The organism is Bradyrhizobium retamae (assembly GCF_001440415.1).
Classification (GTDB): Bacteria; Pseudomonadota; Alphaproteobacteria; order Rhizobiales; family Xanthobacteraceae; genus Bradyrhizobium; species Bradyrhizobium retamae.
This window is the reverse complement of sequence record NZ_LLYA01000214.1, coordinates 56,349-78,814: the sequence shown is the minus strand read 5'-3', so window position 1 is coordinate 78,814 and position 22,466 is coordinate 56,349. Positions and strand designations below refer to the sequence as shown.

The 22,466-nt window shown below is 62.6% G+C and carries 20 protein-coding genes; 10 read left to right on the top strand and 10 right to left on the bottom strand.

Translation table 11 applies throughout. From position 1 onward, the window contains the following. Window positions 1-3: 3 nt before the first annotated feature. The 5 genes from CQ13_RS37040 to CQ13_RS37020 all read left to right on the top strand — a co-directional run bounded on the left by CQ13_RS37040 (window position 4) and on the right by CQ13_RS37020 (window position 6,014). Window positions 4-1,557: an ABC transporter substrate-binding protein gene (locus CQ13_RS37040; RefSeq protein WP_057847697.1), complete on the top strand. Its 1,554-nt coding sequence runs from the start codon at window positions 4-6 to the stop codon at window positions 1,555-1,557. 72 nt (window positions 1,558-1,629) lie between these two features. Continuing rightward, on the top strand, window positions 1,630-2,601 hold the full coding sequence (locus CQ13_RS37035; RefSeq protein WP_057847696.1) for an ABC transporter permease: 972 nt from the start codon (window positions 1,630-1,632) through the stop codon (window positions 2,599-2,601). After that, window positions 2,598-3,437, top strand: coding sequence for an ABC transporter permease (locus tag CQ13_RS37030; protein WP_057847695.1), 840 nt, complete (start codon window positions 2,598-2,600; stop codon window positions 3,435-3,437). Before CQ13_RS37035 ends, CQ13_RS37030 begins: the two co-directional genes overlap by 4 nt. Window positions 3,438-3,439: 2 nt before the next feature. Beyond that, window positions 3,440-5,047, top strand: coding sequence for an ABC transporter ATP-binding protein (locus CQ13_RS37025; protein ID WP_057847694.1), 1,608 nt, complete (start codon window positions 3,440-3,442; stop codon window positions 5,045-5,047). A 31-nt stretch (window positions 5,048-5,078) separates the two neighbouring features. After that, on the top strand, window positions 5,079-6,014 hold the full coding sequence (locus CQ13_RS37020; RefSeq protein WP_057847693.1) for a 2-hydroxyacid dehydrogenase: 936 nt from the start codon (window positions 5,079-5,081) through the stop codon (window positions 6,012-6,014). Window positions 6,015-6,404: 390 nt separating this feature from the next. Here the strand turns inward: CQ13_RS37020 and CQ13_RS37015 are convergent, their stop codons facing one another. After that, on the bottom strand, window positions 6,405-7,274 hold the full coding sequence (locus CQ13_RS37015) for an alpha/beta fold hydrolase (protein WP_057847692.1): 870 nt from the start codon (window positions 7,272-7,274) through the stop codon (window positions 6,405-6,407). 29 nt (window positions 7,275-7,303) lie between these two features. Continuing rightward, a complete protein-coding gene (locus CQ13_RS37010; protein WP_057847691.1) occupies window positions 7,304-8,353 on the bottom strand; it encodes a hydroxyacid dehydrogenase in 1,050 nt (349 codons plus the stop codon). Window positions 8,354-8,678: 325 nt separating this feature from the next. Between CQ13_RS37010 and CQ13_RS37005 the strand changes: the two genes are divergently transcribed. The 3 genes from CQ13_RS37005 to CQ13_RS36995 all read left to right on the top strand — a co-directional run bounded on the left by CQ13_RS37005 (window position 8,679) and on the right by CQ13_RS36995 (window position 10,346). Next, complete coding sequence (locus CQ13_RS37005) at window positions 8,679-9,293, top strand: thiamine pyrophosphate-binding protein (RefSeq protein WP_057847690.1); 615 nt, start codon at window positions 8,679-8,681, stop codon at window positions 9,291-9,293. A gap of 8 nt (window positions 9,294-9,301) precedes the next feature. Next, window positions 9,302-9,916 (top strand): thiamine pyrophosphate-dependent enzyme, encoded by a 615-nt coding sequence (locus CQ13_RS37000; protein ID WP_057847689.1) that lies wholly within the window; start codon window positions 9,302-9,304, stop codon window positions 9,914-9,916. 76 nt (window positions 9,917-9,992) lie between these two features. Further along, the gene (locus CQ13_RS36995; protein ID WP_057847688.1) at window positions 9,993-10,346 is read left to right on the top strand and encodes a VanZ family protein; all 354 of its coding nucleotides are present in this window, start codon (window positions 9,993-9,995) and stop codon (window positions 10,344-10,346) included. A gap of 58 nt (window positions 10,347-10,404) precedes the next feature. Here CQ13_RS36995 and CQ13_RS36990 read toward each other — a convergent pair whose 3' ends face one another. From CQ13_RS36990 to gcl, 4 genes are all read right to left on the bottom strand, one after another. Beyond that, the gene (locus CQ13_RS36990; protein WP_057847687.1) at window positions 10,405-10,788 is read right to left on the bottom strand and encodes a DUF1236 domain-containing protein; all 384 of its coding nucleotides are present in this window, start codon (window positions 10,786-10,788) and stop codon (window positions 10,405-10,407) included. A gap of 129 nt (window positions 10,789-10,917) precedes the next feature. Then, on the bottom strand, window positions 10,918-11,805 hold the full coding sequence (locus tag CQ13_RS36985; RefSeq protein ID WP_057847686.1) for a 2-hydroxy-3-oxopropionate reductase: 888 nt from the start codon (window positions 11,803-11,805) through the stop codon (window positions 10,918-10,920). Window positions 11,806-11,832: 27 nt separating this feature from the next. Beyond that, complete coding sequence (gene hyi, locus CQ13_RS36980) at window positions 11,833-12,618, bottom strand: hydroxypyruvate isomerase (protein ID WP_057847685.1); 786 nt, start codon at window positions 12,616-12,618, stop codon at window positions 11,833-11,835. A gap of 17 nt (window positions 12,619-12,635) precedes the next feature. Further along, the gene (gene gcl / locus CQ13_RS36975; RefSeq protein WP_057847684.1) at window positions 12,636-14,435 is read right to left on the bottom strand and encodes a glyoxylate carboligase; all 1,800 of its coding nucleotides are present in this window, start codon (window positions 14,433-14,435) and stop codon (window positions 12,636-12,638) included. 470 nt (window positions 14,436-14,905) lie between these two features. On the opposite strand from gcl, the gene CQ13_RS36970 reads away from it, so the two are divergent. Continuing rightward, window positions 14,906-16,324, top strand: a complete 1,419-nt coding sequence (locus CQ13_RS36970) for an APC family permease (RefSeq protein WP_057847683.1) — start codon at window positions 14,906-14,908, stop codon at window positions 16,322-16,324. Window positions 16,325-16,338: 14 nt separating this feature from the next. Here the strand turns inward: CQ13_RS36970 and CQ13_RS36965 are convergent, their stop codons facing one another. The 4 genes from CQ13_RS36965 to CQ13_RS36950 all read right to left on the bottom strand — a co-directional run bounded on the left by CQ13_RS36965 (window position 16,339) and on the right by CQ13_RS36950 (window position 21,509). After that, the gene (locus CQ13_RS36965; RefSeq protein WP_057847682.1) at window positions 16,339-17,400 is read right to left on the bottom strand and encodes a ketopantoate reductase family protein; all 1,062 of its coding nucleotides are present in this window, start codon (window positions 17,398-17,400) and stop codon (window positions 16,339-16,341) included. A gap of 161 nt (window positions 17,401-17,561) precedes the next feature. After that, on the bottom strand, window positions 17,562-18,104 hold the full coding sequence (locus CQ13_RS36960) for a DUF2380 domain-containing protein (RefSeq protein WP_057847681.1): 543 nt from the start codon (window positions 18,102-18,104) through the stop codon (window positions 17,562-17,564). A 263-nt stretch (window positions 18,105-18,367) separates the two neighbouring features. After that, window positions 18,368-19,216 (bottom strand): IclR family transcriptional regulator, encoded by an 849-nt coding sequence (locus tag CQ13_RS36955; RefSeq protein WP_057847837.1) that lies wholly within the window; start codon window positions 19,214-19,216, stop codon window positions 18,368-18,370. A 127-nt stretch (window positions 19,217-19,343) separates the two neighbouring features. Beyond that, window positions 19,344-21,509, bottom strand: a complete 2,166-nt coding sequence (locus tag CQ13_RS36950) for an acetate--CoA ligase family protein (protein ID WP_057847680.1) — start codon at window positions 21,507-21,509, stop codon at window positions 19,344-19,346. A 218-nt stretch (window positions 21,510-21,727) separates the two neighbouring features. Between CQ13_RS36950 and CQ13_RS36945 the strand changes: the two genes are divergently transcribed. Next, the gene (locus CQ13_RS36945) at window positions 21,728-22,423 is read left to right on the top strand and encodes a GntR family transcriptional regulator (RefSeq protein WP_057847679.1); all 696 of its coding nucleotides are present in this window, start codon (window positions 21,728-21,730) and stop codon (window positions 22,421-22,423) included. Window positions 22,424-22,466: the final 43 nt, after the last annotated feature.

Sequence of the window (22,466 nt, the reverse complement as noted above, 5' to 3'; positions counted from 1 at the left end):
GCGATGTCGAAGCGTAAGATTTTGGTGAGCTTTGCTGCGATGTGCATGCTGAGCACCGCGGCGGTGGCCGAGGGGCCGAAACCAGGCGGCGTGATCAATGCCGTGATCCAGCCTGAGCCGCCAAGCCTGATGATGGGTCTGGTGCAGAACGGCCCGACGCAGATGGTGGCCGGCAACATCTATGAAGGCCTGCTGCGCTACAGCCCCAAGCTCGATCCCCTGCCCGGCCTCGCCGAAAGCTGGTCGGTCAGCGAGGACGGCAAAGTCTACACTTTCAAGCTCGTGAAAGGCGTGACCTGGCATGACGGCAAGCCGTTCACCGCGGCCGACGTGCTGTTCTCGATCGAGTTCCTGAAGCAGACGCACGCGCGCGCACGCGGCAATCTTGCGCAGCTCGAAAAAGTGGAAGCGCCGGACCAATCCACCGTCGTCTTCACGCTGAAGCAGCCGTTCGGCCCGTTCATCGGCATCTTCGAAGTCGGCTCGCTGCCGATGATCCCGAAGCACCTCTATGAAGGCACCGATTTCAAGACCAACCCGGCCAACAACACGCCTATCGGCACCGGCCCCTTCATGTTTAGCGAATGGCAGAAGGGCTCGTTCATCCGCCTCGTCAAGAATCCGAGCTACCACGTCAAGGGCAAGCCCAACATCGACGAGATCTATTGGCACGTGATTCCGGACGCCGCCGCGCGTTCGGTCGCTTACGAGACCGGCAAGGTCGACGTGCTGCCCGGCGGCTCAGTCGAAAACTTCGACGTGCCGCGCTTGAGCAAACTGAAAAACACCTGCGTCACCGGCGCGGGCTGGGAATTCTTCAGCCCGCATTCCTGGCTCTGGCTCAACAACCGCTCAGGTCCCACGGCGAACAAGAAATTTCGCCAGGCGCTGATGTTTGCAATCGATCGCAACATGGCCAAGGACGTGGTCTGGAACGGCCTCGGCAAGATCGCGACCGGTCCGTCGGGCTCGGCGATCAAGTACTACACCAGCGCGGTACCGAAATACGACTACGAGCCCGCCAAGGCGAAGACCCTGCTCAAGGAAGCCGGCTATAAGGGCGAGAAGGTTCGCATGCTGCCGCTGCCCTACGGCGAGACGTGGCAGCGCTGGGCCGAGATGGTCCGCCAGAACCTGCAGGACGTCGGGATCAACGTCGAGATGGTCGCGACCGACGTTCCCGGCTGGAACCAGAAAGTCAGCGAGTGGGACTACGACATCGCGTTCACCTATCTCTACCAGTACGGCGATCCCGCACTCGGCGTCGGCCGCAACTATGTCTCGAGCCAGATCGCCAAGGGCTCGCCGTTCAACAATGTCGAAGGCTATTCGAACCCCGAGATCGACAGGCTGTTCGCCGATGGCGCGGTCGCCTTCCCCGATGCGGCGCGTGAAGAGATCTATGCCAAGGCGCAGAAGATCCTCGTCGAGGACGTGCCGGTGGCTTGGATGCTCGAGCTGCAATTCCCGACCATCACCCGCTGCAGCGTCAAGAACCTGATCACGACCGGCATCGGCGTCAACGATGGTTTCCGCGACGCCTGGATCGAGAAGTAATCGCCGCCTCGTCGGGTGTCAGGATTCAATCCTGACGCTCGAACACCGCGTCTCCAACGCAGCCGACAGCCCATGATCTCCTTCATCGCCCAGCGGATCGCGAAAGCTATCGTCGTTCTTCTCGCGCTTGTCGTCATGAACTTCTTCCTGATCCGGATGGCGCCGGGCGATCCGGCGGTGGTGATGGCGGGCGAAGCCGGAGCGGGCGACCAGCTCTTCATCGCCCAGCTCCGCGAGAAGTTCGGCCTCGACCAGCCGCTGCCGGTGCAACTGTTTCTCTATGTCAAAGGCATCCTCAGCCTCGATCTCGGATTTTCGTTTCGCCAGCAGATGCCGGTCTCGAAGCTGATCCTCGATCGGCTGCCGGCGACGCTGTTGCTGACGGGCACCGCGTTTGCGATCTCGCTCGCGTTCGGCATCCTGTTCGGCGCATTGGCGGCGCGCTTTGCCGGCACCTGGGCCGACACCGTGATTACGATTGCGGCGCTGATCTTCTACGCCACGCCGCTGTTCTGGGTCGCGTTGATGGCGATTCTGTTGTTTTCGGTCACGATGGATTGGCTGCCGAGTTTTGGTTACGAAACGGTCGGCGCAGGCTACACCGGCCTTGCGCATGTCCTCGACGTCGCCGCCCATCTGATCCTGCCGGCGACGACGATCGGGCTGTTCTTCATGGCGACCTACGCCCGCATGACGCGCGCATCGATGCTGGAGGTTAGCCGGCTCGACTTCGTCAAGACCGCGCGCGCCAAGGGACTGTCGGATGCCGTGATCCAGCGCCGTCACGTGCTGCGCAATGCGCTGTTGCCGGTGGTCACGCTCGCAGGCCTGCAGGCCGGCACGCTGGTCGGCGGCGCGGTGCTGACCGAAACCGTGTTCGCCTGGCCCGGCATCGGCCGTCTGATGTACGAGGCGCTGCTGCAGCGCGATTACAATCTGTTGCTCGGCGTCTTCGTCGTCTGCTCGGCCATGGTGCTGGCCTTCAACCTGATCACGGACCTCGTCTATCGTTCCGTCGATCCCCGTATCGAGTTCGCCGCATGAAACAGGTTTCGCGAATGCTGTTGCGCAATCCCGGCGGCATGATCGGCATCACGATCCTCATCGTTGCGGTGACTGTCGCTCTGATTGGCCCGCTGCTGTTTCCGACCTCGCCGTGGCGCATGGTGCAGCGGCCGTTCCTGCCGCCGTTCACGCTGGCCAACTTTCCGCTCGGGACTGATGCGCTCGGCCGCGACGTCATGGCAGGTATCATCTATGGCGCGCGCGTCTCGCTGCTGGTCGGACTGATCTCGACGCTGGCCTCGCTCGCGGTCGGCATTCCGCTCGGCGCGGTGGCCGGGTATTTCGGCGGCAAGATCGACGATGCCCTGATGCGGTTCACCGAATTTTTCCAGACCGTTCCGAGCTTTGCGCTGGCGATCGTGCTCGTCGCAATCATGCAACCGTCCATCGTCTCGATCGTGGCCGCCATTGCCATCGTGAGCTGGCCGCCGGTGGCACGGCTGGTGCGCGGCGAGGTGCTGTCGTTGCGCACGCGCGAATACGTCCAGGCGGCGGTCGTGACCGGCCAGACCAATTGGTGGATCATCTGGCGCGAGATCCTGCCCAACGCGCTGTCGCCCGTCATCGTGCTGGCTTCCCTGATGGTCGCGACCGCGATTCTGCTGGAGTCCTCGCTCTCCTTCCTCGGCCTCGGCGACCCCAACCTGATGTCGTGGGGCTACATGGTCGGCGCCGGCCGCACCGTGATCCGTCAGGCCTGGTGGATCACGGTATTCCCCGGCATCGCCATTCTGGTTTCGGTGCTGGCGCTGAACCTGATCGGCGAAGGCCTCAACGACGCGCTCAACCCTCGCCTTGCCAAGGGAGGGCGCTGAGCATGACCGTCGTCGTCAAGAACTTGAAGCTTGCGCTGCCGCCGGGCGGTGACCGTGCCCACGCCGTGGACGACGTTTCGTTCGATCTGACCGCCGGAAAAATCCTCTGCGTGGTCGGTGAATCCGGCTCCGGCAAATCGATGTGCGCCCACGCGCTGATGGGGCTGCTGCCGGATACGGTGACGGCAGAATCCGGAGAGATTCTGTTCGAGGGAAAGAACCTCTTGTCGCTCAGCCCGGCGGAATGGCTGGCATTCCGCGGCCGCGGCATCGCGATGGTGTTCCAGGAGCCGATGACGGCGCTCAATCCATTGATGCGCATCGGCGAGCAGATCGCCGAGATGTTCGAGGCGCACGGCCTGTTGACGCCGAGGGAGCGGCAGCAGAAAGCCCTCGCCTTGATCCGCGAAGTCGGCCTGCCCGATCCCGAGCGCGCGGTGCGCGCCTATCCCCATCAACTGTCCGGCGGCCAGCGCCAGCGCGCCATGATCGCGATGGCGCTGGCGCTCGAACCCGCCGTGCTGGTGGCCGACGAGCCGACGACGGCGCTTGATGTCACGACACAGGCGCAGATCCTCAAATTGATCCGCGACCTGCAGCGCCGCCGCAACATGGCCGTCATGTTCATCACCCATGATTTTGGCGTCGTCGCCGAGATTGCCGATCGCGTCGTCGTGCTTCAACACGGCAAGGTGGTCGAGCAAGGCACCGCCGACGACGTGCTGTTGCGCGCGCAACATCCCTATACCCGCGCATTGCTCGCCGCCGTTCCAACCCTGCAGCCGCCGCAGCGGACGCCTCTGCCCGATCGCAATAAGGCGGTGGAAGTGATCGGACTCGGCAAGACTTACGTCAGCGGCGGCGGCTGGTTCCGCAGCGAGCGCCGCGTACAAGCGGCCAAGGACGTCAGCTTCGACATTTTTCGCGGCGAGACGCTTGGGCTGGTCGGCGAATCCGGTTCGGGAAAATCGTCCGTCGCGCGGCTCGTGATGCGCCTGATCGAGCCGGACGCCGGCACTGTGCGTATTGGCGACGTCGACCTCACCCGCATCGGCGGCAAGGCGCTGCGGGAGCAGCGCCGCCGCATCCAGATGGTATTTCAGGATCCGTTCGCTTCGCTCAATCCGCGCCGCAAAGTCGGCAACATCATCACCGACGGGCCGATTGCACATGGCATCGATCCGGCGGCAGCGCGAAAACGTGCCGGTGAATTGCTCAGCCTCGTCGGCCTCAATGCGAGCGCCATGGAACGCTTTCCGCACGAATTCTCCGGCGGGCAACGCCAGCGCATCGGAATCGCCCGGGCGCTCGCGCTCGAACCGGAAATCCTGGTCGCCGACGAAGCCGTCTCCGCGCTCGACGTATCCGTGCAAGCGCAGGTCCTGGACCTTTTGGAGGATCTGAAGGCCCGCCTTGGTCTGTCGATGCTGTTCATTACGCACGATCTGCGCGTGGCCGCGCAGATTTGCGACCGCATCGCCGTGATGCAGCAAGGCGCGATCGTCGAGCTCAAATCCGCATCGCTCCTGTTCGCGGCCCCCGAGCACGCCTACACGCGCGAGCTGCTTTCCGCGGTACCCGGGCAAACGTCGTCGTCCAAGGCTGCATGAACAAGGCAGCATGAACAAGACCGCTTGAACGATGCGTTGTGTTCTCGTCAGCAAAAGCCTCGATCTCCGCTTCTATCTCGGTCCGCAATTCATGCGCGCCGCTGACCGCATCGAAATCGTCAGCCACCCCCACGACGGTCCGGCAACGGACGTGCGGCTGGCGGTGGCCTGGCATCCGCCGGACGACGCCTTCGAGCGCTACCCCAACCTGCAGGCCGTCTGCTCGATCGGCGCCGGCGTCGACAACATTTTGGCGTGTCCCAGCCTGCGGCCCGACGTGGACGTGATCCGCGTCGTCGATCCGGCGCAGGCGCAGATGATGTCGGGCTTTGTTGCCTGGCATGTGATCGGCCATCAGCGGCGCTTTGCAACCTATCAGGCGCAGCAGCACGAGGAGCGCTGGCAGCGCCTCGGCCAGCGCCGGGCGCAGGACGTGCCGGTCGGCATTTTGGGATTTGGCGAAATCGGCCGCCGGGTCGCCGCCGATCTTGCCTTGCTTGGCTTCCCTGTCATGGCGTGGAGCCGGACTGCGAAGCCGACTCCGCAGGGCATCCGCGGCTTCGACGGCGCCGCGGGCCTCGAAGCCATGCTCGGCCAGACCGAGGTTCTCGTGAACCTGCTGCCACTGACGCCGGAGACAAAAGGCATTCTCAACCGCACGACATTCGCCCGAATGTATCGCGGCGGCTACCTGATCCAGGTCGGCCGCGGTGAACATCTGGTCGAGGCCGATCTGCTCGCCGCGCTGGACGATGGGCAATTGGCCGGCGCTGCGCTCGACGTCTTCGCAACCGAGCCGCTGGCGCCGAGCCATCCGTTCTGGCGGCATCCTCGCATCGTCGTCACGCCACACGATGCCTGCGAGGTGAGCGTGGAAGCGATCGGCGCGACGTTTCGCGCGACGGCGGAAGCGATACGGGCCGGCCGCCGGCCGCCGCACTCGATCGACCGTGAACGGGGCTATTGAGGACCTGCTTGTCCAGCGCCTCGATCAGGCGCTGACAGAGTTAGACGTGATTTCGGAGCAGTGAAGGACGCCTGCGTCTCAAGCGCCGGCGGACGGCAGGCTGGCGGCGGCAATGGCCACGATCTGGGAAAGTCGGCGGCCGATCCGGGAGGACGCCCTACTCAGCAATGTACGAACTTGTCGCATCTCTTCGTCTTCCATGTGCGCCGGGGGGCAAGGCGCACAGAGAAAATGGTCCCAAGCGGCAAACCAGTCGAGATGTCGGGGAAAATAGCAATGCCCGCTTCGTCAGGAGGCCGCCCGGCAGTGGAATTATTACCGCGATCGACCCGTCGGCGGATGAAATTTTCTCCGCAGATCCTGACCTCAGAGCCCGGTGATTCCGCTATCTTACCGTGCTTGAGCCGGCTGCGGCACATCAAGAAGCCGTCGCAACGATGCCAGAACCACATCGAGCCGGTCATGGTGTAACCAGTGGCCGGCGCCCGCGATCTTCTGCAGTTCGGCACTCTTGAAATGCGCGAGCAGGTCCGCGGGATCGGGCAGAAAGCTTTCGTCGCCCCACATCAACAGGGTCGGACAGGTGATGCGCGACCACAGAGCGATGTAGTCCTCCGGCCACAGCCGGTATGGCGCCCTCGCCCGCTGATAATGATCGAACTTCCAGCGATAGAGGCCGTCGGAGCCCTGGCGAACACCGTGGCGAGCAAGATGTTGCGCCAGTGCCGGCGTCAGCCGCTTGTTGCGCGTGGACAACCGCTTCGCCGCCTCCTCGATCGTCCGGAACGTGCTCTCTTGATGCTCCGAGATGCGATCGAGCTGGTCGATCCAGCGCGACATCTGCTCGGCGATCGGCGCAGGCTGCGAGTCCGATAGGAACGCGCCATCCAGCACGACGAGGCGCGAAACCTTTTCCGGATAGGTGCCGGCATAGGCCAACGCGACCATGCCGCCCATCGAGTGGCCGACAAACGCCGCGTCCTGCAGCCCCGCAAAGCGCATCAGCCGGGTGAGGTCGTAGACGTTGTCAGCCAGGCTGTAGCTGCTCCCCTTCGCCCATTCGGAATCGCCGTGCCCGCGCAGGTCCGGCGCCATGATATGGAAATGCGCCTGCAGGTCCCGCGCGATCGCATCCCAGTTGCGGCAATGGTCGAGCCCGCCGTGAATCAGAATCAAGGGCGGCGCTGATACGTTGCCCCAGTCGACATAATGCAACCGCAGCCCCTGCGACTCGTAAAAGCGATCTGCCGGCTCGGCCATCGTGGATCTTCCCTCGCGGAGATGATGACCTATTTGGGCGCGAACCCGAACGTCCGTTCGAAGCGCTTGGCGTAGTCGGGCCACACCTCGGGATTGACGATGCGCGGCGGCCGCCTGCCGTCGAGCGCATCGAGAATCTGTTCGGCGGCGATCCGGCCCATATTGATGCGCGCTTCCTTGGTCACTCCGGCCGTGTGCGGGCTCGCCAGCACATTGTCGAACTGCAGCAGCGGGTGCTCCGGCGGCGGCGGCTCCTTGTCCCAGACGTCGAGGCCGGCCCCCGCAATGCTTTTGTCGCGCAACGCCTCGTACAGCGCTTCCTCATCGTGAATGAAACCACGCGCTGTGGTGATGAAGAAGGCGTGCGGCTGCATCAGCGCGAACTCGCGGGCGCCGATCATGCGGCGATTCTCCTTGGTCAGGGGACAGGAGATCGAGACGAAATCCGAGCGGCGCATCAGATCGTGAAGCTCGACCTTTTCGCCGCCGCGGGCGGCGATTTCTTCGGCGGTCAGATAGGGATCGTAAGCGATCACCTTCATATGCAAGAGGCCGTTGCAGAGCTCGGCGATACGGCGGCCGACATTGCCGATTCCGACGATGCCGACCGTCTTGCCCTGCACCTCGTTGCCGATCAGCGCGTTCCGATTGACGTTGGCCTGCCGGCGCAGCGCGCGGTCGGATTCGAGGATGCGCTTGGACAGCGTCAGCATCATCCCCAGCGCATGTTCGGCGACCGAATTGGCGTTGCCGCCGGACTGGTTGACGACGAGCACGCCGGCCGCCGTGCAGGCATCGATGTCGACGGGATCGAAGCCCGCGCCATTCGAGGACACGATCAGGAGGTTCGGCGCCCGCCGCAACAGATCCTGATCGACATGGAAATGCCTGGCGATCTCGTCGCGTGCCGCGCCGACCTGGTAGGCATGCGCCGCCGACACGATCGGCGCTGCGATCGTATCCGGGCTGTCATTCTCCAGTCGGTCGAGCCGCACGTCGGCACGCGCTTTCATGATATCGACATAGATCTCGTGGGCGAGGTATTTGACGTAGAACACGCGCTTGTTGTTGACGGTCATTTTCCTTGGCAACTTTCGGTTCGGAAGAGCGCAGGCTTGTTGGGTTTGGCGGGAGCCGATCAGGGAATAGGTCTGGGCGGAAGGACGGGCGGCCCAGGTGCGGCAGCCGGGGCCGCGTCGGCGGCAGTCCGGACAAATCTAGCCATGGGCATCCCCTCTCGAAATCTTTTCTTGCTTATCTCACATCGTCGCATGCCTGATGTAGCGGCACGCGGCGCAGAGCAGGATACGATCGGAACATGTTGACAATCTCGCTCACGGCGTCAAGTTTCGCCGCTCCAAGGATGAACGCCAGTGAAAATCGGCGCGGCAAAGGGAGACCAAAATGGCGGTTGCAGAGGAAAAAACCTCGCCAGGTACTTCCGAGAAAAGCACTTCCGAGAAGAGCACTTCCGGAAGGAGCACTTCCGAGAGCAGCACCTCTGAGAAGAGCTGGCACGGTGTCGTGCTGCAATCCCTCAAGCGCAACGACATTCGCCTCGTCCCCTATGTGCCCGATCGCGTCCTCACGACGCTGATCAGGAACCTGCACGCCGATCCCTTCTTCACCACCTTCCCCGCGGCACGCGAAGAGGAAGCGGTCGGCATCGTCTCCGGCGCCTGGATGGCCGGCATGCGTGGCGCAGTGCTGATGCAGACTTCGGGATTTGCAACGCTCGCGAACGTGCTGGCGTCGCTGGCCGTACCCTATCAGATCCCGCTGATCATGTTCGTGTCCGAACGCGGCACGCTCGGCGAATTCAACTACGGCCAGTCGCTGGTGTGCCGCACCATGCGGCCGGTGCTGGACTCGCTGGCGATGGAGCATCACACCGCGACGAGGCTCGACGAGTTCGAATTCATCGTCGACCGCTCCATCAAGCAGGCCATCGCCACGCAGGCACCGGTGGCGCTGATCCTCTCGCCGCTTCTGACCGGCGGCAAGGTTTTTGACAAGTGAGCGACCTCATGAACAGCGCCAACGATACCCCAGCCCGCAACACCAAGGTCATGAACCGCTTCGACCTCACCTCGCGGCTGATTGCGAAGTTGAAGAACGAGGAAGCCGTGATCGGCGGCATCGGCAACACCAATTTCGACCTGTGGGCCGCCGGCCACCGGCCGCAGAATTTCTACATGCTCGGCAGCATGGGGCTCGCCTTCCCGATCGCGCTCGGCGTCGCGCTCGCGCAACCGAATCGACGCGTGTTTGCACTCGAAGGCGACGGCTCGCTGTTGATGCAACTGGGATCGCTCTCGACGATCGCGACATTGGCGCCCAAAAATCTCACCATGATCGTGATGGACAACGGCATCTACCAGATCACCGGCGCACAACCGACGCCGGCTGCCGCCGTGGCCGACATCGTCGCTATCGCGGTCGCGAGCGGCCTCGCCAACAGCGCCTGGGCGGCGGACGAGGAGGACTTTGAGCGCCTGATCGAGCAGTCAATGTCGGCCGCGGGCCCGGCGCTGATCGGCGTCCGCATCGACGACAAGCCAGGCGTCGGCACCACCCGCCGCGATCCCGTCCAGATCCGGGAGCGCTTCATGCACGGAATGGGCGTACGCGAGCCGCTCTGAGGGGCGATTAACCACAGACACCGCCAGTTCCGCCTGCATGGGATGGCCAGCACGGAATCTGTGCTATGCCGTCCCGATGACGATCATCCTACGACTTATCGCCTGGGGCCTTGCCGCCGCCATCGCCTACGCGACGCTCGGGCCGGCGGGACAACGGCCGCACTTAAACATCGGACAGAACGGAGAGCACGCGCTTGCCTTCGTGCTCCTCGGGATCGCCTTCGGGCTCGCCTACACGCGCAACCGGTCGCGCACGACGATCTTCGTCATTGCCTTCACCGGCCTGATCGAAATTCTGCAATTCTGGGCGCCTGGCCGGCACGCACGGCTGGAGGATTTTGTAGTAGATGCGCTGGCGGCATCGCTCGGATTGGCGGCTGCTGCAGCGCTCGACTGGAAGATCAGGCGATCGCGCCATAGCGCATCGTGACAAGAAAATCCTCGCGGGACGATCGCCCGCGAGGATGGGTCAGTAAGAGCTGCGTTCGTTAGTCGAGGATCCTCACAATCCTGCGCGTGCGCGGCTCCACGATCACGCGACGATCGTTGACCACCGCATAGCGGTATTCGGTGTATCGCGGCACCGGACGAAGTTGGACGGTCGGCGGCAGCGGCTCGCCCACCACCACATGCTCACGAACCACGACAGATCGGTCCCGCGGGACCGAATTGATCACGGCGTTCGGAATTTCCACGGCCGCGCCGAGCGCAGCACCCACCGTGCCGCCGACGATCGCGCCGACCGGGCCACCGACTTCAGCGCCCGCGGCGGCGCCGTCCGCGGCACCTTGCGCGGTGGTCGATTGAGCGAATGCCGCACCAGAGGTCAGCAACGAAGCCGCAATCAGTGAAACGGCTAAACGATTATTCATCACATTCTCCAGTAAATTGATGACGTGTCTCAACCACCGGAGCCGCGGGAAGGTTCCGGTTCCAATGCGGCAGCAAAAAGAGCCGCGCCGAAATTTCGGCGCGGTTCCAGTCACAGGGAGAAACAGAGATCAGGCTTTAGCGATTTCGTGGCTCGCCATCATTTCGAGCGCGCGCACCATTCCCGAATGGTCCCATGCCCTGCCGCCATGGGCGGTACAGGCGCTGAACAATTGCTGGGCCAGCGCCGTGCTCGGCAAGGAAAGACCGAGCGCACGCGCGCCCTCCAGCGCCAGATTGAGATCCTTCTGGTGCAGCTCGATGCGAAAGCCCGGCTCGAAGTTGCGCTTCACCATGCGCTCGCCATGCACTTCGAGAATGCGCGACGATGCAAAGCCGCCCATCAGCGCCTTGCGCACCAGCGCCGGATCCGCGCCGGCCTTTGACGCAAACAACAGCGCCTCGCCGACCGCCTCGATCGTCAGCGCCACGATGATCTGGTTGGCGACCTTGGTGGTCTGCCCGTCGCCATTGGCGCCGACCAGGGTGACGTTCTTGCCCATCTTGTCGAACACGGGCTTCATCGCGTTGAACGCGCGCTCCGGTCCGCCGACCATGATGGTGAGGCTCGCCGCCTTGGCGCCGACCTCGCCACCGGAGACCGGTGCGTCGAGATAATCGGCGCCGAGCGCCTCCACCTTCTTGGCGAATTCCTTGGTGGCGAGCGGCGAGATCGAACTCATGTCAACGACGATCTGCCCCTTGGAGAGCCCCTCGGCGACGCCGTCCTTCCCGAACAAGACCGCCTCCACATGCGGCGTGTCAGGCACCATGATGATGACGACGTCGGCCTTCTCGGCGACTTCCTTGCCCGATTTGCAGACCTCGCCGCCCGCCGCAACCAGCTCTGGTGCGATGGGTCCGACGTCGTGCAGGAACAGGCGATGTCCAGCCGCTTGCAGATGACCCGCCATCGGGCGCCCCATGGTGCCGAGGCCGATAAAGCCGATATCGATCATTTCAACTCCCCTTATTTCGTTTCTTGTTCAGGTATCGGCCGTCAGCGCCGCGTGCCATCCAAGGCCCTCGACCGTCGTCGTCCTCGGCTTGTATTCGCAGCCGACCCAGCCGCGATAACCAATAGCGTCGAGATAGCGGAACAGGAAGGGATAGTTGATCTCGCCGGTGCCCGGTTCATTGCGGCCGGGATTGTCGGCGAGCTGCACATGGGCGATACGCGGCAAATGCTTTTGCAAACTTCGCGCAATGTCGCCTTCCATCACCTGCATGTGGTAGATGTCGTACTGCACGAACAGATTGCTCGATCGCACATCGGCAATGAGCTGAAGCGCCTGTGCGGTCTTGTTCAGGAAAAAGCCGGGGATGTCGATCGTGTTGATCGGCTCGATCAGGAGCCTGATCTGCTGCTTGGCGAGCACGTCTGCCGCAAAGCGCAGATTGCCGATCAATGTCTCGTTGAGATCGGTCGCATCCGCGCCGTCAGGCGCGATGCCGACCAGGCAATTGAGCTGGCGGCAATCGAGCGCCTTGGCGTAATCGATGGCGCGTCCGACGCCGTCACGAAATTCGTCGACGCGATCAGGCAGGATGGCGATGCCGCGCTCGCCGGCTGCCCAGTTGCCGGCGGGGAGATTGTGCAGCACCTGCGTCAGGCCGTGCTGGTGCAACTGCTCGCGCAGATCGGCCTTGTCGAAATCGTACGGGAATAGATATTCGACCCCGTTAAATCCCGCCGCCTTGGCGGCCGCAAAACGATCGAGGAACGGCTGCTCGCCGAACAGCATGGTGAGATTGGCGGCAAATTTCGGCACGATTCATTCTCCTTGCGTTATGCCGGCAGCAGCTTGCCGGATTGCGGCGCGCTCGCTTTGGCCGGGGTGTCGTCCAGCGGCAGATCGAGCACCTCCTCGAACTCAATGATGTTGTCGATCTCGGTGCCCATAGAGATGTTGGTGACCCGCTCGAGAATGAATTCGACCACGACAGGCACCTGGAATTCCGCCATCCATTCGCGCGCGGTCGCGAACGCCGCCTGCGCATGGTTCGGATCGGTAACGCGGATCGCCTTGCAGCCGAGCCCCTGCGCGACGGCGACATGGTCCACGCCATAGACCCCGATCTCGGGTGCGTTGATGTTCTCGAAGGAAAGCTGGACGTGGTAGTCCATGTCAAAACCGCGTTGCGCCTGGCGGATCAGTCCGAGATAGGAGTTGTTCACGACGACGTGGATGTAGGGCAGCTTGAACTGCGCTCCGACCGCGAGCTCCTCGATCAGGAACTGGAAATCGTAATCGCCTGACAGCGCAACGATCTGGCGCGACGGATCGGCCGCGCGCACGCCAAGTGCCGCCGGCAATGTCCAGCCGAGCGGGCCGGCCTGCCCCGCATTGATCCAGTTGCGCGGGCCGTAGACGCCGAGGAATTGCGCGCCGGCGATCTGCGACAATCCGATCACGCTGACGTAGCAGGTGTCACGCCCGAACGCCTTGCTCATCTCCTCATAGACGCGCTGCGGCTTGATCGGCATGTCGTCGAAATGGCTCTTGCGCAGCATCGTGCGCTTGCGGTCCTGGCACGCCGCCGGCCATGCCTGCCGCTCCCTCAGCTTGCCGGCCTTGCGCCACTCCTTTGCGACCGAGACGAACAATTCCAGTGCCGCCTTGGCGTCGGAGACGATGCCGAAATCGGGATTGAATACCCGTCCGATCTGCGTCGGCTCGATATCGACATGCACAAAAGTCCGGCCCTTGGTGTAGGTCTCGATTGAACCGGTGTGCCGGTTGGCCCAGCGGTTGCCGATGCCGAGCACGAAGTCGGATTGCAGCATGGTCGCGTTGCCGTAGCGGTGGCTAGTCTGCAAGCCGACCATTCCCGCCATCAACACGTGATCGTCGGGGATGGCGCCCCACCCCATCAGCGTCGGCACCACCGGAACGTTGACCGTCTCGGCGAACTGCACCAGCAGTTCGGACGCATCGGCATTGATGACGCCGCCACCCGCCACGATCAGCGGCCGCTCCGCCGCATTGAGCATGTCGAGCGCCTTCTCGATCTGCTTGCGGGTCGCCGCGGGCTTGTAGACCGGCAGCGGCTCATAGGTCTCGTCGTCGAATTCGATCTCCGCAAGCTGCACGTCGAGCGGCAGGTCGACCAGCACGGGACCCGGACGGCCCGAACGCATGATGTGAAACGCCTGGCTGAACACGCGCGGCACCAGCGCCGGCTCGCGCACGGTCACCGCCCATTTCGTCACCGGTTTTGCAATCGATTCAATGTCGATGGCCTGAAAGTCTTCCTTGTAGAGCCGCGCCCGCGGCGCCTGCCCGGTGATGCACAGGATCGGGATCGAATCAGCGATCGCCGAATAAAGCCCGGTGATCATGTCGGTGCCGGCCGGACCCGAGGTGCCGATGCAGACGCCAATGTTGCCCGCCTTGGCGCGGGTATAGCCCTCGGCCATGTGCGAGGCACCCTCGACATGGCGCGCCAGAATGTGCCCGATCGAGCCGCGCCTCTTCAGCGCGGAGTAAAGCGGATTGATTGCGGCGCCCGGCACGCCAAAGGCGATGGTCACGCCTTCCTTCTCCAGGATCCGCACAGCCGCATCGATCGCCCGCATCTTCGCCATGTCGCGCCTCGCTCAAACAGTGTTGGCTCTGGCGGCGATCTTCGTTGCGGTGAGACGTAATCTCAACGCGGGTGATTTTATTTCCCGCGGTGTGGGAGGGAGTTAGAAAATGCGCGACAAATCAGGCGCTTGGTTTACGAACGTGGTGGAAAGCCTGTGAGGACGCCCTTGCGAGGAGGATTTGCGTCCGGAACTCAGTCCAGATTCTTCCGCTTCAACTTCATTTGCATATCAAACTTGAGGTCATACTTCTTGCCGTCCGCGCAGACGGACCAGTATCGCAGTTGATGTGATCAATCGCATATCAAGCCCTCCCGAGAGTCGCTTCGAGCCAGCCAATTGAATGGCTGCGGCTGGCAATGGTTCCGGATTTCAGCCAATTCGCACTGCCGAACCCCAGGCAGAATTATTGCACAAGGCCTTCAACTACCAGTAGACTGCGCTGGCGCCACCGATAAAAAGGACGTGCGATGACCGATGTCCCTATGAACGCCGGTACTCAATCGATCGCCGCCGAACCGAGCCTTCGTAGGGTCATGGGCCCCTGGCTGCTCTTGCTGTTCATCGTCGGCGATATTCTCGGCACCGGAATCTATGCGCTCACCGGCCAGGTGGCGAAGCAGGTCGGCGGTGTCGTATGGCTGCCTTTTGTGGTTGCGTTTGTGGTCGCCCTTGTGACCGCGTTCAGCTATCTCGAACTGGTCACGAAATATCCAAAAGCCGCGGGCGCGGCGCTCTACACTCACAAGGCTTTTGGCATCCATTTCGTCACTTTCATCGTTGCATTTGCGGTGATGTGCTCGGGTATCACCTCGGCATCAACCGCTTCCCGGGCTTTCGCCGCGAACATGTCGAACGCAATGGGCCTCGACCTATCGGCCCTTGCCATCACGATTACCGGTCTCGCTTTCATGGCAGCCGTTGCCGCGGTCAATTTCCGCGGTGTTGGCGAAAGTCTGAAAGCGAACGTCGTTCTCACCTGTGTGGAACTGACGGGACTGCTGATCATCATTGTGATCGGCCTTTGGGCGATCGGGTTAGGCCAGGGCGATGTCTCGCGTGTCATTCAGTTTCGTTCGACCGCTGACAGCGGCATGTTCTGGCCGGTGATTGCCGCGACCACGCTCGCGTTCTTTGCCATGGTAGGCTTCGAGGATTCGGTGAACATGGCCGAGGAATGCAAGGATCCAAGCCGTCACTTTCCAAAGGTGCTGCTTGCAGGCCTTGTGATTACTTGTCTCATCTATGTTCTTGTCTCGGTCTCGGCAATCACCCTGGTGGCGCCGGAGCAATTGGGCGAAGGCGAAACACCGCTTCTCAAGGTCGTCCAACAGGGCGCGCCAAATTTTCCGATCTGGATCTTTGGATTCATCACCATGTTTGCCGTGGCCAATACCGCACTCATCAATATGCTCATGGCCAGTCGCCTTGTGTATGGCATGAGCCGCGAGCATGTGCTTCCGCCAGCTCTCGGGAGAGTACACAGGACGCGGCGGACGCCCTATGTCGCCATCGGCTTCACGACCTTGCTGGCGTTTGCCCTGATCACGTTCGTCGGTGGGGTGCCGGCACTCGGAGGCACCACCGCGCTGCTTTTGTTATGCGTTTTCACGGTGGTTAACGTTGCGGTGCTGGTGCTTCGGCGCGATTCTGTAAGTCATCAGCATTTTCGCACACCGACCATTCTGCCGATCTTGGGCGCTGTGTTTTGCGCTTTCCTCGCCAGTCCCTGGACCGGCCGGGACCCCGTTCAGTACCGGGTCGCCGGTGTCCTGATCGGGGTGGGCATCGTTCTTTGGCTCATCACGATCATGGTCAACCGGACGAGCGGGATAACGAGGGTCGAGCCGGAGATGGAGCATTTAGGTCGCGGCGGACCCGTCAACTAGACGACGCTGGCCGCTCAGTTCATCCGCAATTCCGTGATGTTCCGCGGATCGGGGCTCAGTTCGCCGCGCTCCACGCGCTTGACGATATCCGTCAGCGCGGCGTTTGCGGCGCAGGAAAGACCGATCTTCTCGCCCTCGCGCACGACAAAGCCGTTGAGGAACTCGATCTCCGTGCGGCGGCCCTTCTGCATGTCCTGACCCATCGAGGGACGCTGCTGGGAAGACGTGCGCTTTGAGTCTTTGAAGCGCTGCTCGTCGCAGACGCGCATGGCTTCCTCGTCGCCCTCGCCGGCCCGCGCGATCGTGTCCGGCGGCAGATGCAATATCTCTTCCAGTTGATAGCCATGCGCCTGCCCGACGCGGATCGCTTCGCTGCCGAGGCGCGTCGAGAACCGGCGCAGCGGCTCGCTTTGCAGGATTTCGGCGCCCGGCAAGCCGGTGCAGGCGGAGAGCCCATTGCCCATGACGTTCGCGACCAGCTTCGACCAGCGCTCACCCCATAGATTCTCCGTCACCTTGGCGCTGTCGGAATAGCCGACCAGGCGACAGACCTCTTCCGCCCGCGGTGTGATACGGCCGTGCACCTCGCCGGCGCGAAACACCGTGTGCGCCGCGCCGCCCTTGCCGGCGCCGCGGTGGATATGGCCGGGCTCCGGCAGGTTCACCGTGATGCTGCTGGCAATGCAGCCCAGCGTCTTGCCCCAGCCCACGATGCCGGCAATCGTCTCCTCGTTCATGCAGTTCTGCAGCGAGACGACGTAGCCGTCCGGCGCCAGGTATTGCTGGATCAACATGGTGGCCCAGGAGGTGTCGTAGGATTTCATGCAGACGAAGGCGATGTCGACCGGCTTCTCCTTGGCGAGCCGCTGCGCATCCGTGACGTGAAGCGCGCGCACGGGCACCGAGAATTCCGCGACATCCATCGCGTGGGTGACGCGCAGCCCATGCTTTCGCATGTGCTCGACGTGCTCGGGCCAGGGATCAATGAACGTGACGTCCTCGCCCGCTTGCACCATATGGGCGCCGGCGTACCCGCCGACGGCGCCGGCTCCGACGATCGCGATCTTGCGATCCATGGCTCCCCCTGCATCTTCTTGCAGCAGACGACGCAACCGCGTCCGCTCATCCGTTGCGGGATATTCTAGCGAATCGAGAGGCCTTGCCAACCGTCCGCTCTTTTGCACCAACAGCGAACGTTCCGGCAAGGTCAGTTTTCACCATAGCAGACGCGCGCCGCCTATTGCTGTGATCTGCTTTCAAGCAGCCGGTCGCGGACCTCCTCCGATACAAAGCGCTCCGCCCGCTGCCATGCCTCGTCATTGTCACCGCGGAACTGGAAGTACTTTCTGAACACGACGCGCTGGGCTGTCGTATCGATGGCAGCAATCCGCACAACGTGCACCAGCGTGCTTAGCTTGTGAACGATGCCGATAATCAGGATCTGCGTGCCGGTCTGTGACGCCGCGCGCAGCCGATCGCGCAACGCTGGTCCGTTGTTCGGACAATTTGGTGCGCAGGAGGAGGGCACGAGCTCAAAACGCCGGTCTGCCGTGACGTCGTCCCGCAGCGCGGTCATGAAAGCCCGCAATCGCTTTTCATGCACGACCGTCTGATCGGCGGGCTCGTTCGACGTGTCGATATAATTGAAATCGTCGACGGAGACGGCCAAGGCGTGGCCGGCGGTCGCGGCGGATGCATCTGAGATGAGCCTGGATCCCAGGAACAGACCGGTGAACAGGCCGGCTGTGGCCAGAGCGTGCAACAGGGAGGCGTGGCGCATGGCGATGGCTCGATTGCGGTGCGACTATAACCCCTTCCAAGCATCAATTGCTGCATTCCCTGCCGCTATCCGGCACCGTCGTTCAGACCAAGTCGCGCCAAATGTCCAAAGCGGATTTGACCAGGACATTAGAGGTCGCCAGCGGAAAGTCAGCTTACAAGCTAGTCATTCAAGGCTGTTTGAAGTGCTCGCATTGCAGGCGCCGACCAAATACGAGCTGGTCGTCAACCTCAATCCGCGCAGGCACGGACCGCAAACCCGGCTCAGGCCGATCTCGTCGCCGGCACCACACCACCGAGCGCTGCCGTCAGCTCCGCCGCTACTTCCCGCACCGTCTGCCCGAGCATCGGCAACCGCTCATCCGTCAGCCGGCTGGTCATGCCCGAGACGGAAATCGCTGCCAAGGGCTCGGCGCAGTCGTTGTAGACGACGGCGGCGATGCAGCGCAGGCCCATGCAGGCTTCCTCGTCGTCGATCGCAAAACCCTGGCGACGGATTTTTTCGAGCTCCTTGAACAGATCGCTCGGCCGCACGATCGATTTTTCGGTCAACCGCGGCATGCCGTGATGATGGATGATCGCGCTGACGTCTTCGTTGGAATAGGTCGCGAGCACCGCCTTGCCGACGCCGGAGGCCACCATGGCGACACGGCCGCCGACCTTGGTCAGTGAACGCATGATCTCGCGGCTTTCCATGCGAGTCAGCACGATGATGAATTCGTCGTCGACGACGGCGAGATTCGCCGTCTCCCGCGTCAGGTCGCGCAGCTTGCGCAGGTATGGCATCGCCTGTGCCGTGAAATTGCGGCGGCGGGCGAAGGTTGCTCCCACCGTGAAGGCGCGCGTGCCGACGTGCCATTTCGATTCGGTGCGGTCGAACTGCACGAAGCGGCGGCTTTCCAGCGTCCCGAGCAGGCGATGCACGGTTGAGGTCGAAAGTCCCGTGCGGATGGCGAGATCGCTCAGGCGATAGCCTTCGTCGTCTTCAGCCAGCGTCTCGATGATCGAGAGCGCACGATCGACGGACTGCACGCCGCCGTCGCGGGCGTTCTCGTCCTGGTCTGCACCGGATTTCGGCTCTATCGCCTTGCGCCGGACCACGTCTTTTCTCATCGCGACCTGCATCCATGAATCAGTCAGAGTGCCAGCGCGTCGAACGGCGAATGTCCGCTTGTTGTTATTAGTTGGACAAAAATGCCGCTTCGGAGAGCTTCCGAAGCGGCATTTATCGTTGATAAGCTCAGAGCAAGCCCGCGCCACGCGCCCACTTGTACTTGGCGCCGAGCACCTCGACGGGCAGTTCGGTCGAATAGGCATAGGCCGGGATGCCGTTCTGGTAGAGATACTCGGCGGCCTCCTCGACCTCAACGTCGCCGGCGAGCGAGGCCACGATCGGCTTCACAAAGCCCTTGGCCTCCATCTCCTTCTTCACCTCGACCATATTGCGGGCGAAGACCATCGGCGGCGTCACGATGGTGTGCCAGTAGCCGAGGATCAGCGCGTGGATACGCTCATCCGACAGGCCGAGCTTCACCGTGTTGACATAGGTGATCGGCGGCTCGCCGCCGGTGATGTCCACAGGATTTCCGGCCGCGCCGAACGGCGGGATGAATTTTCTGAACGCGGCATCGAGGTCCGGCGGCATCGTCATCAGCGACAGGCCGTTGTCGACCACCGAGTCCGACAGCAGCACGCCCGAGCCGCCCGCACCGGTGATGATCAGAATGTTCTCGCCCTTCGGCGTCGGCAGCACCGGCACGCCGCGCGCGAATTCGAGCAGTTGCCGCAAGCTGCGGGCGCGGATCACGCCCGACTGCGCGAACACGTCCTCGTAGATCTTGTCGTTGCCGGCAAGCGCGCCGGTATGGGAGGATGCCGCCTTCGCACCGGCCGAGGTGCGGCCCGCCTTCAGCACCACCACCGGCTTCTTCTTGGCGACGCGCTTGGCAGCCTCCGCAAAGGCGCGGCCATCCTTCAGGTCTTCGCAGTGCTGAGCGATGATCGCGGTGTTCGGATCCTGTTCGAAGAAGGCGAGCAGATCGTCCTCGTCGATATCGGACTTGTTGCCGAGACCGACGATCGCGGAGACGCCCATCTTGGCCGAGCGCGAAAAACCGATGATCGCCATGCCGATGCCGCCGGACTGCGACGACAGCGCTGCCGAACCCTTGACATCATAGGCGGTGCAGAACGTGGCGCAGAGATTGGCCGGCGTATAATAGAAGCCGTAGATGTTCGGCCCCATCAGGCGGATGTTGTACTTCTTGCCGACCTCGACGATCTCGGCCTGCAATTCTGGCGCGCCGGCTTCGGCAAAGCCCGACGGAATCAGCACGGCACCTGGAATTTTCTTCTCGCCGCATTCGGCCAGCGCGCCGGCAACGAATTTTGCGGGGATCGCGAACACCGCGGTGTCAATTACGCCCGGAACATCCTTGACGCTCTTGTAGGCCTTGTAGCCCAGGATATCGGCCGCCTTCGGGTGGATCGGATAGATATCGCCCTTGTAGCCGCCGTTGATCAGGTTCTTCATCACGGAGTTGCCGATCTTGCCGTCCTCGGCCGAGGCGCCGATCACAGCAACGCCCTTCGGCTGCATGATGCGGTTCATCGCAGTGACGATTTCTTCGGTCGGGCGCGGCGCCGGACGCGGCTTGTAGTCGAAATCGACGACGATGCGCACGTCGGCGGCAATCGCGTCCTTCTTGGTGGCGAATACCGGATTGAGATCGAGTTCAACGATTTCGGGGAAATCGCTGACGAGCTGCGAGACCTTGACGATGACGTCAGCCAGCGCATCGCGGCTGACCGGATCGCCACCGCGCACGCCCTTCAGCATGTCATGAGCCTGGATGCCATCGAGCATCGACAGCGCATCGTCCTTGGTTGCGGGCGCCAGGCGGAAGGTGATGTCTTTCAGCACCTCGACCAGCACGCCGCCGAGGCCGAAGGCGACAAGCTTGCCGAACGAACCATCGGTAATGGAGCCGACGATGACTTCGGTGCCGCCGGCCAGCATCTGCTGCACCTGGATGCCATCGACCTTGGCGTCGGCCTTATACTTCTTCGCATTGGCGAGAATGGTGTCATAGGCCTTCTCGGCATCGGCCGCGGTCTTGACCCCGACCATGACGCCGCCGGCTTCGGTCTTGTGGAGAATGTCCGGCGAGACGATTTTCATCACCACCGGGAAGCCCATGCTGGATGCGATCTTGGACGCATCAGCGGCAGATTTGGCCACGCCCTCTTTAGGAACCGGGATGCCATAGGCATCGCACACGACCTTGCCTTCCGGCGCAGTGAGGCTCGTGCGCTTCTCGGCTTTCACCGTATCGAGCACCCGGCGGACAGCCTCTTGGGCGCTGGGCTCGGCGATCTTGCGGGCCGCATCTGCAGAATTTGACATTGGCTTCCTCCTGGGGCTAGTTTATGGCATTTGGTATGCCAGAGATTGGATTGTCAAGACAAACTATCGCGCTGAAACAGCGAAAACACGGGCATCTTGACATCCTGGTATTTGGTATGCCAAAAATCTTCGGGTGTTTCTTCTGCTAAGAAGACGTCTCCAAAACAGGGAGGAGACGAGTCGTGCCCGCACGTAAACAAACCAAGGCGCCGCCTGTCATGGCTGAGGCAGATATCGCAATCGTTCGGATTGCGCCTGAGACGAGCTTCAAGAACAAGGCCTACGAGGCCTTGAAGGAAGCTATTCTCAAGATGGATATCTATGCGACACCCGAGCAGGTGATGCTCGACGAGCGCGCGCTGTCCGAGCGCCTCGGCGTAAGCCGCACCCCTATTCGCGAAGCCATCGCGATGCTGGAACAGGATGGCTTCGTCAGAACCGTGCCGCGTCGCGGCATCGTCGTGGTCCGCCGCACCAAGACCGAGATCGTCGACATGATCCGCGCCTGGGCCGCACTCGAGAGCATGGCGGCGCGCCTGATCACGACCACCGCGCGCAAGAAGGACATCACCGCGCTGCGCGATTTCTTCAAGGATTTTGGCAAGGACCGGCTGCCGCAGGATCATGTCGAGGAATACTCCAAGGCCAACATCGCGTTCCATCAGGCGCTGATCTCGCTTTCGGAATCGCCGGTGCTGGTCGATTTGACCAACGATCTCCTGCTGCATGTGCGCGGCTACCGGCAATTGACCATCGGACGCAAGGATCGCACCGCGACCTCGCTGCCCGAACATCTTGCAATCATCGAAGCGCTGGAAGCACGCGACACCGAACTCGCCGAGAAGCGCGCGCGCGACCACACGCTGGGCCTTGCCGCCTACGTCGAAGCGCACGGGCAGGAACTTTTTAGCTAGACGAACCTTCGCACCAGAAGACGACGAAAAATCGTCCGAACCA

What these genes read in the sequence shown, in the direction of transcription:
- CQ13_RS37040 (WP_057847697.1), top strand. Translation starts at nt 4, where the DNA reads ATGTCGAAGCGTAAGATTTTGGTGAGCTTTGCTGCGATGTGCATGCTG.
- CQ13_RS37035 (WP_057847696.1), top strand. Translation starts at nt 1,630, where the DNA reads ATGATCTCCTTCATCGCCCAGCGGATCGCGAAAGCTATCGTCGTTCTT.
- CQ13_RS37030 (WP_057847695.1), top strand. Translation starts at nt 2,598, where the DNA reads ATGAAACAGGTTTCGCGAATGCTGTTGCGCAATCCCGGCGGCATGATC.
- CQ13_RS37025 (WP_057847694.1), top strand. Translation starts at nt 3,440, where the DNA reads ATGACCGTCGTCGTCAAGAACTTGAAGCTTGCGCTGCCGCCGGGCGGT.
- CQ13_RS37020 (WP_057847693.1), top strand. Translation starts at nt 5,079, where the DNA reads ATGCGTTGTGTTCTCGTCAGCAAAAGCCTCGATCTCCGCTTCTATCTC.
- CQ13_RS37015 (WP_057847692.1), bottom strand. Translation starts at nt 7,274, where the DNA reads ATGGCCGAGCCGGCAGATCGCTTTTACGAGTCGCAGGGGCTGCGGTTG.
- CQ13_RS37010 (WP_057847691.1), bottom strand. Translation starts at nt 8,353, where the DNA reads ATGACCGTCAACAACAAGCGCGTGTTCTACGTCAAATACCTCGCCCAC.
- CQ13_RS37005 (WP_057847690.1), top strand. Translation starts at nt 8,679, where the DNA reads ATGGCGGTTGCAGAGGAAAAAACCTCGCCAGGTACTTCCGAGAAAAGC.
- CQ13_RS37000 (WP_057847689.1), top strand. Translation starts at nt 9,302, where the DNA reads ATGAACAGCGCCAACGATACCCCAGCCCGCAACACCAAGGTCATGAAC.
- CQ13_RS36995 (WP_057847688.1), top strand. Translation starts at nt 9,993, where the DNA reads ATGACGATCATCCTACGACTTATCGCCTGGGGCCTTGCCGCCGCCATC.
- CQ13_RS36990 (WP_057847687.1), bottom strand. Translation starts at nt 10,788, where the DNA reads ATGAATAATCGTTTAGCCGTTTCACTGATTGCGGCTTCGTTGCTGACC.
- CQ13_RS36985 (WP_057847686.1), bottom strand. Translation starts at nt 11,805, where the DNA reads ATGATCGATATCGGCTTTATCGGCCTCGGCACCATGGGGCGCCCGATG.
- gcl (WP_057847684.1), bottom strand. Translation starts at nt 14,435, where the DNA reads ATGGCGAAGATGCGGGCGATCGATGCGGCTGTGCGGATCCTGGAGAAG.
- CQ13_RS36970 (WP_057847683.1), top strand. Translation starts at nt 14,906, where the DNA reads ATGACCGATGTCCCTATGAACGCCGGTACTCAATCGATCGCCGCCGAA.
- CQ13_RS36965 (WP_057847682.1), bottom strand. Translation starts at nt 17,400, where the DNA reads ATGGATCGCAAGATCGCGATCGTCGGAGCCGGCGCCGTCGGCGGGTAC.
- CQ13_RS36960 (WP_057847681.1), bottom strand. Translation starts at nt 18,104, where the DNA reads ATGCGCCACGCCTCCCTGTTGCACGCTCTGGCCACAGCCGGCCTGTTC.
- CQ13_RS36955 (WP_057847837.1), bottom strand. Translation starts at nt 19,216, where the DNA reads ATGAGAAAAGACGTGGTCCGGCGCAAGGCGATAGAGCCGAAATCCGGT.
- CQ13_RS36950 (WP_057847680.1), bottom strand. Translation starts at nt 21,509, where the DNA reads ATGTCAAATTCTGCAGATGCGGCCCGCAAGATCGCCGAGCCCAGCGCC.
- CQ13_RS36945 (WP_057847679.1), top strand. Translation starts at nt 21,728, where the DNA reads ATGGCTGAGGCAGATATCGCAATCGTTCGGATTGCGCCTGAGACGAGC.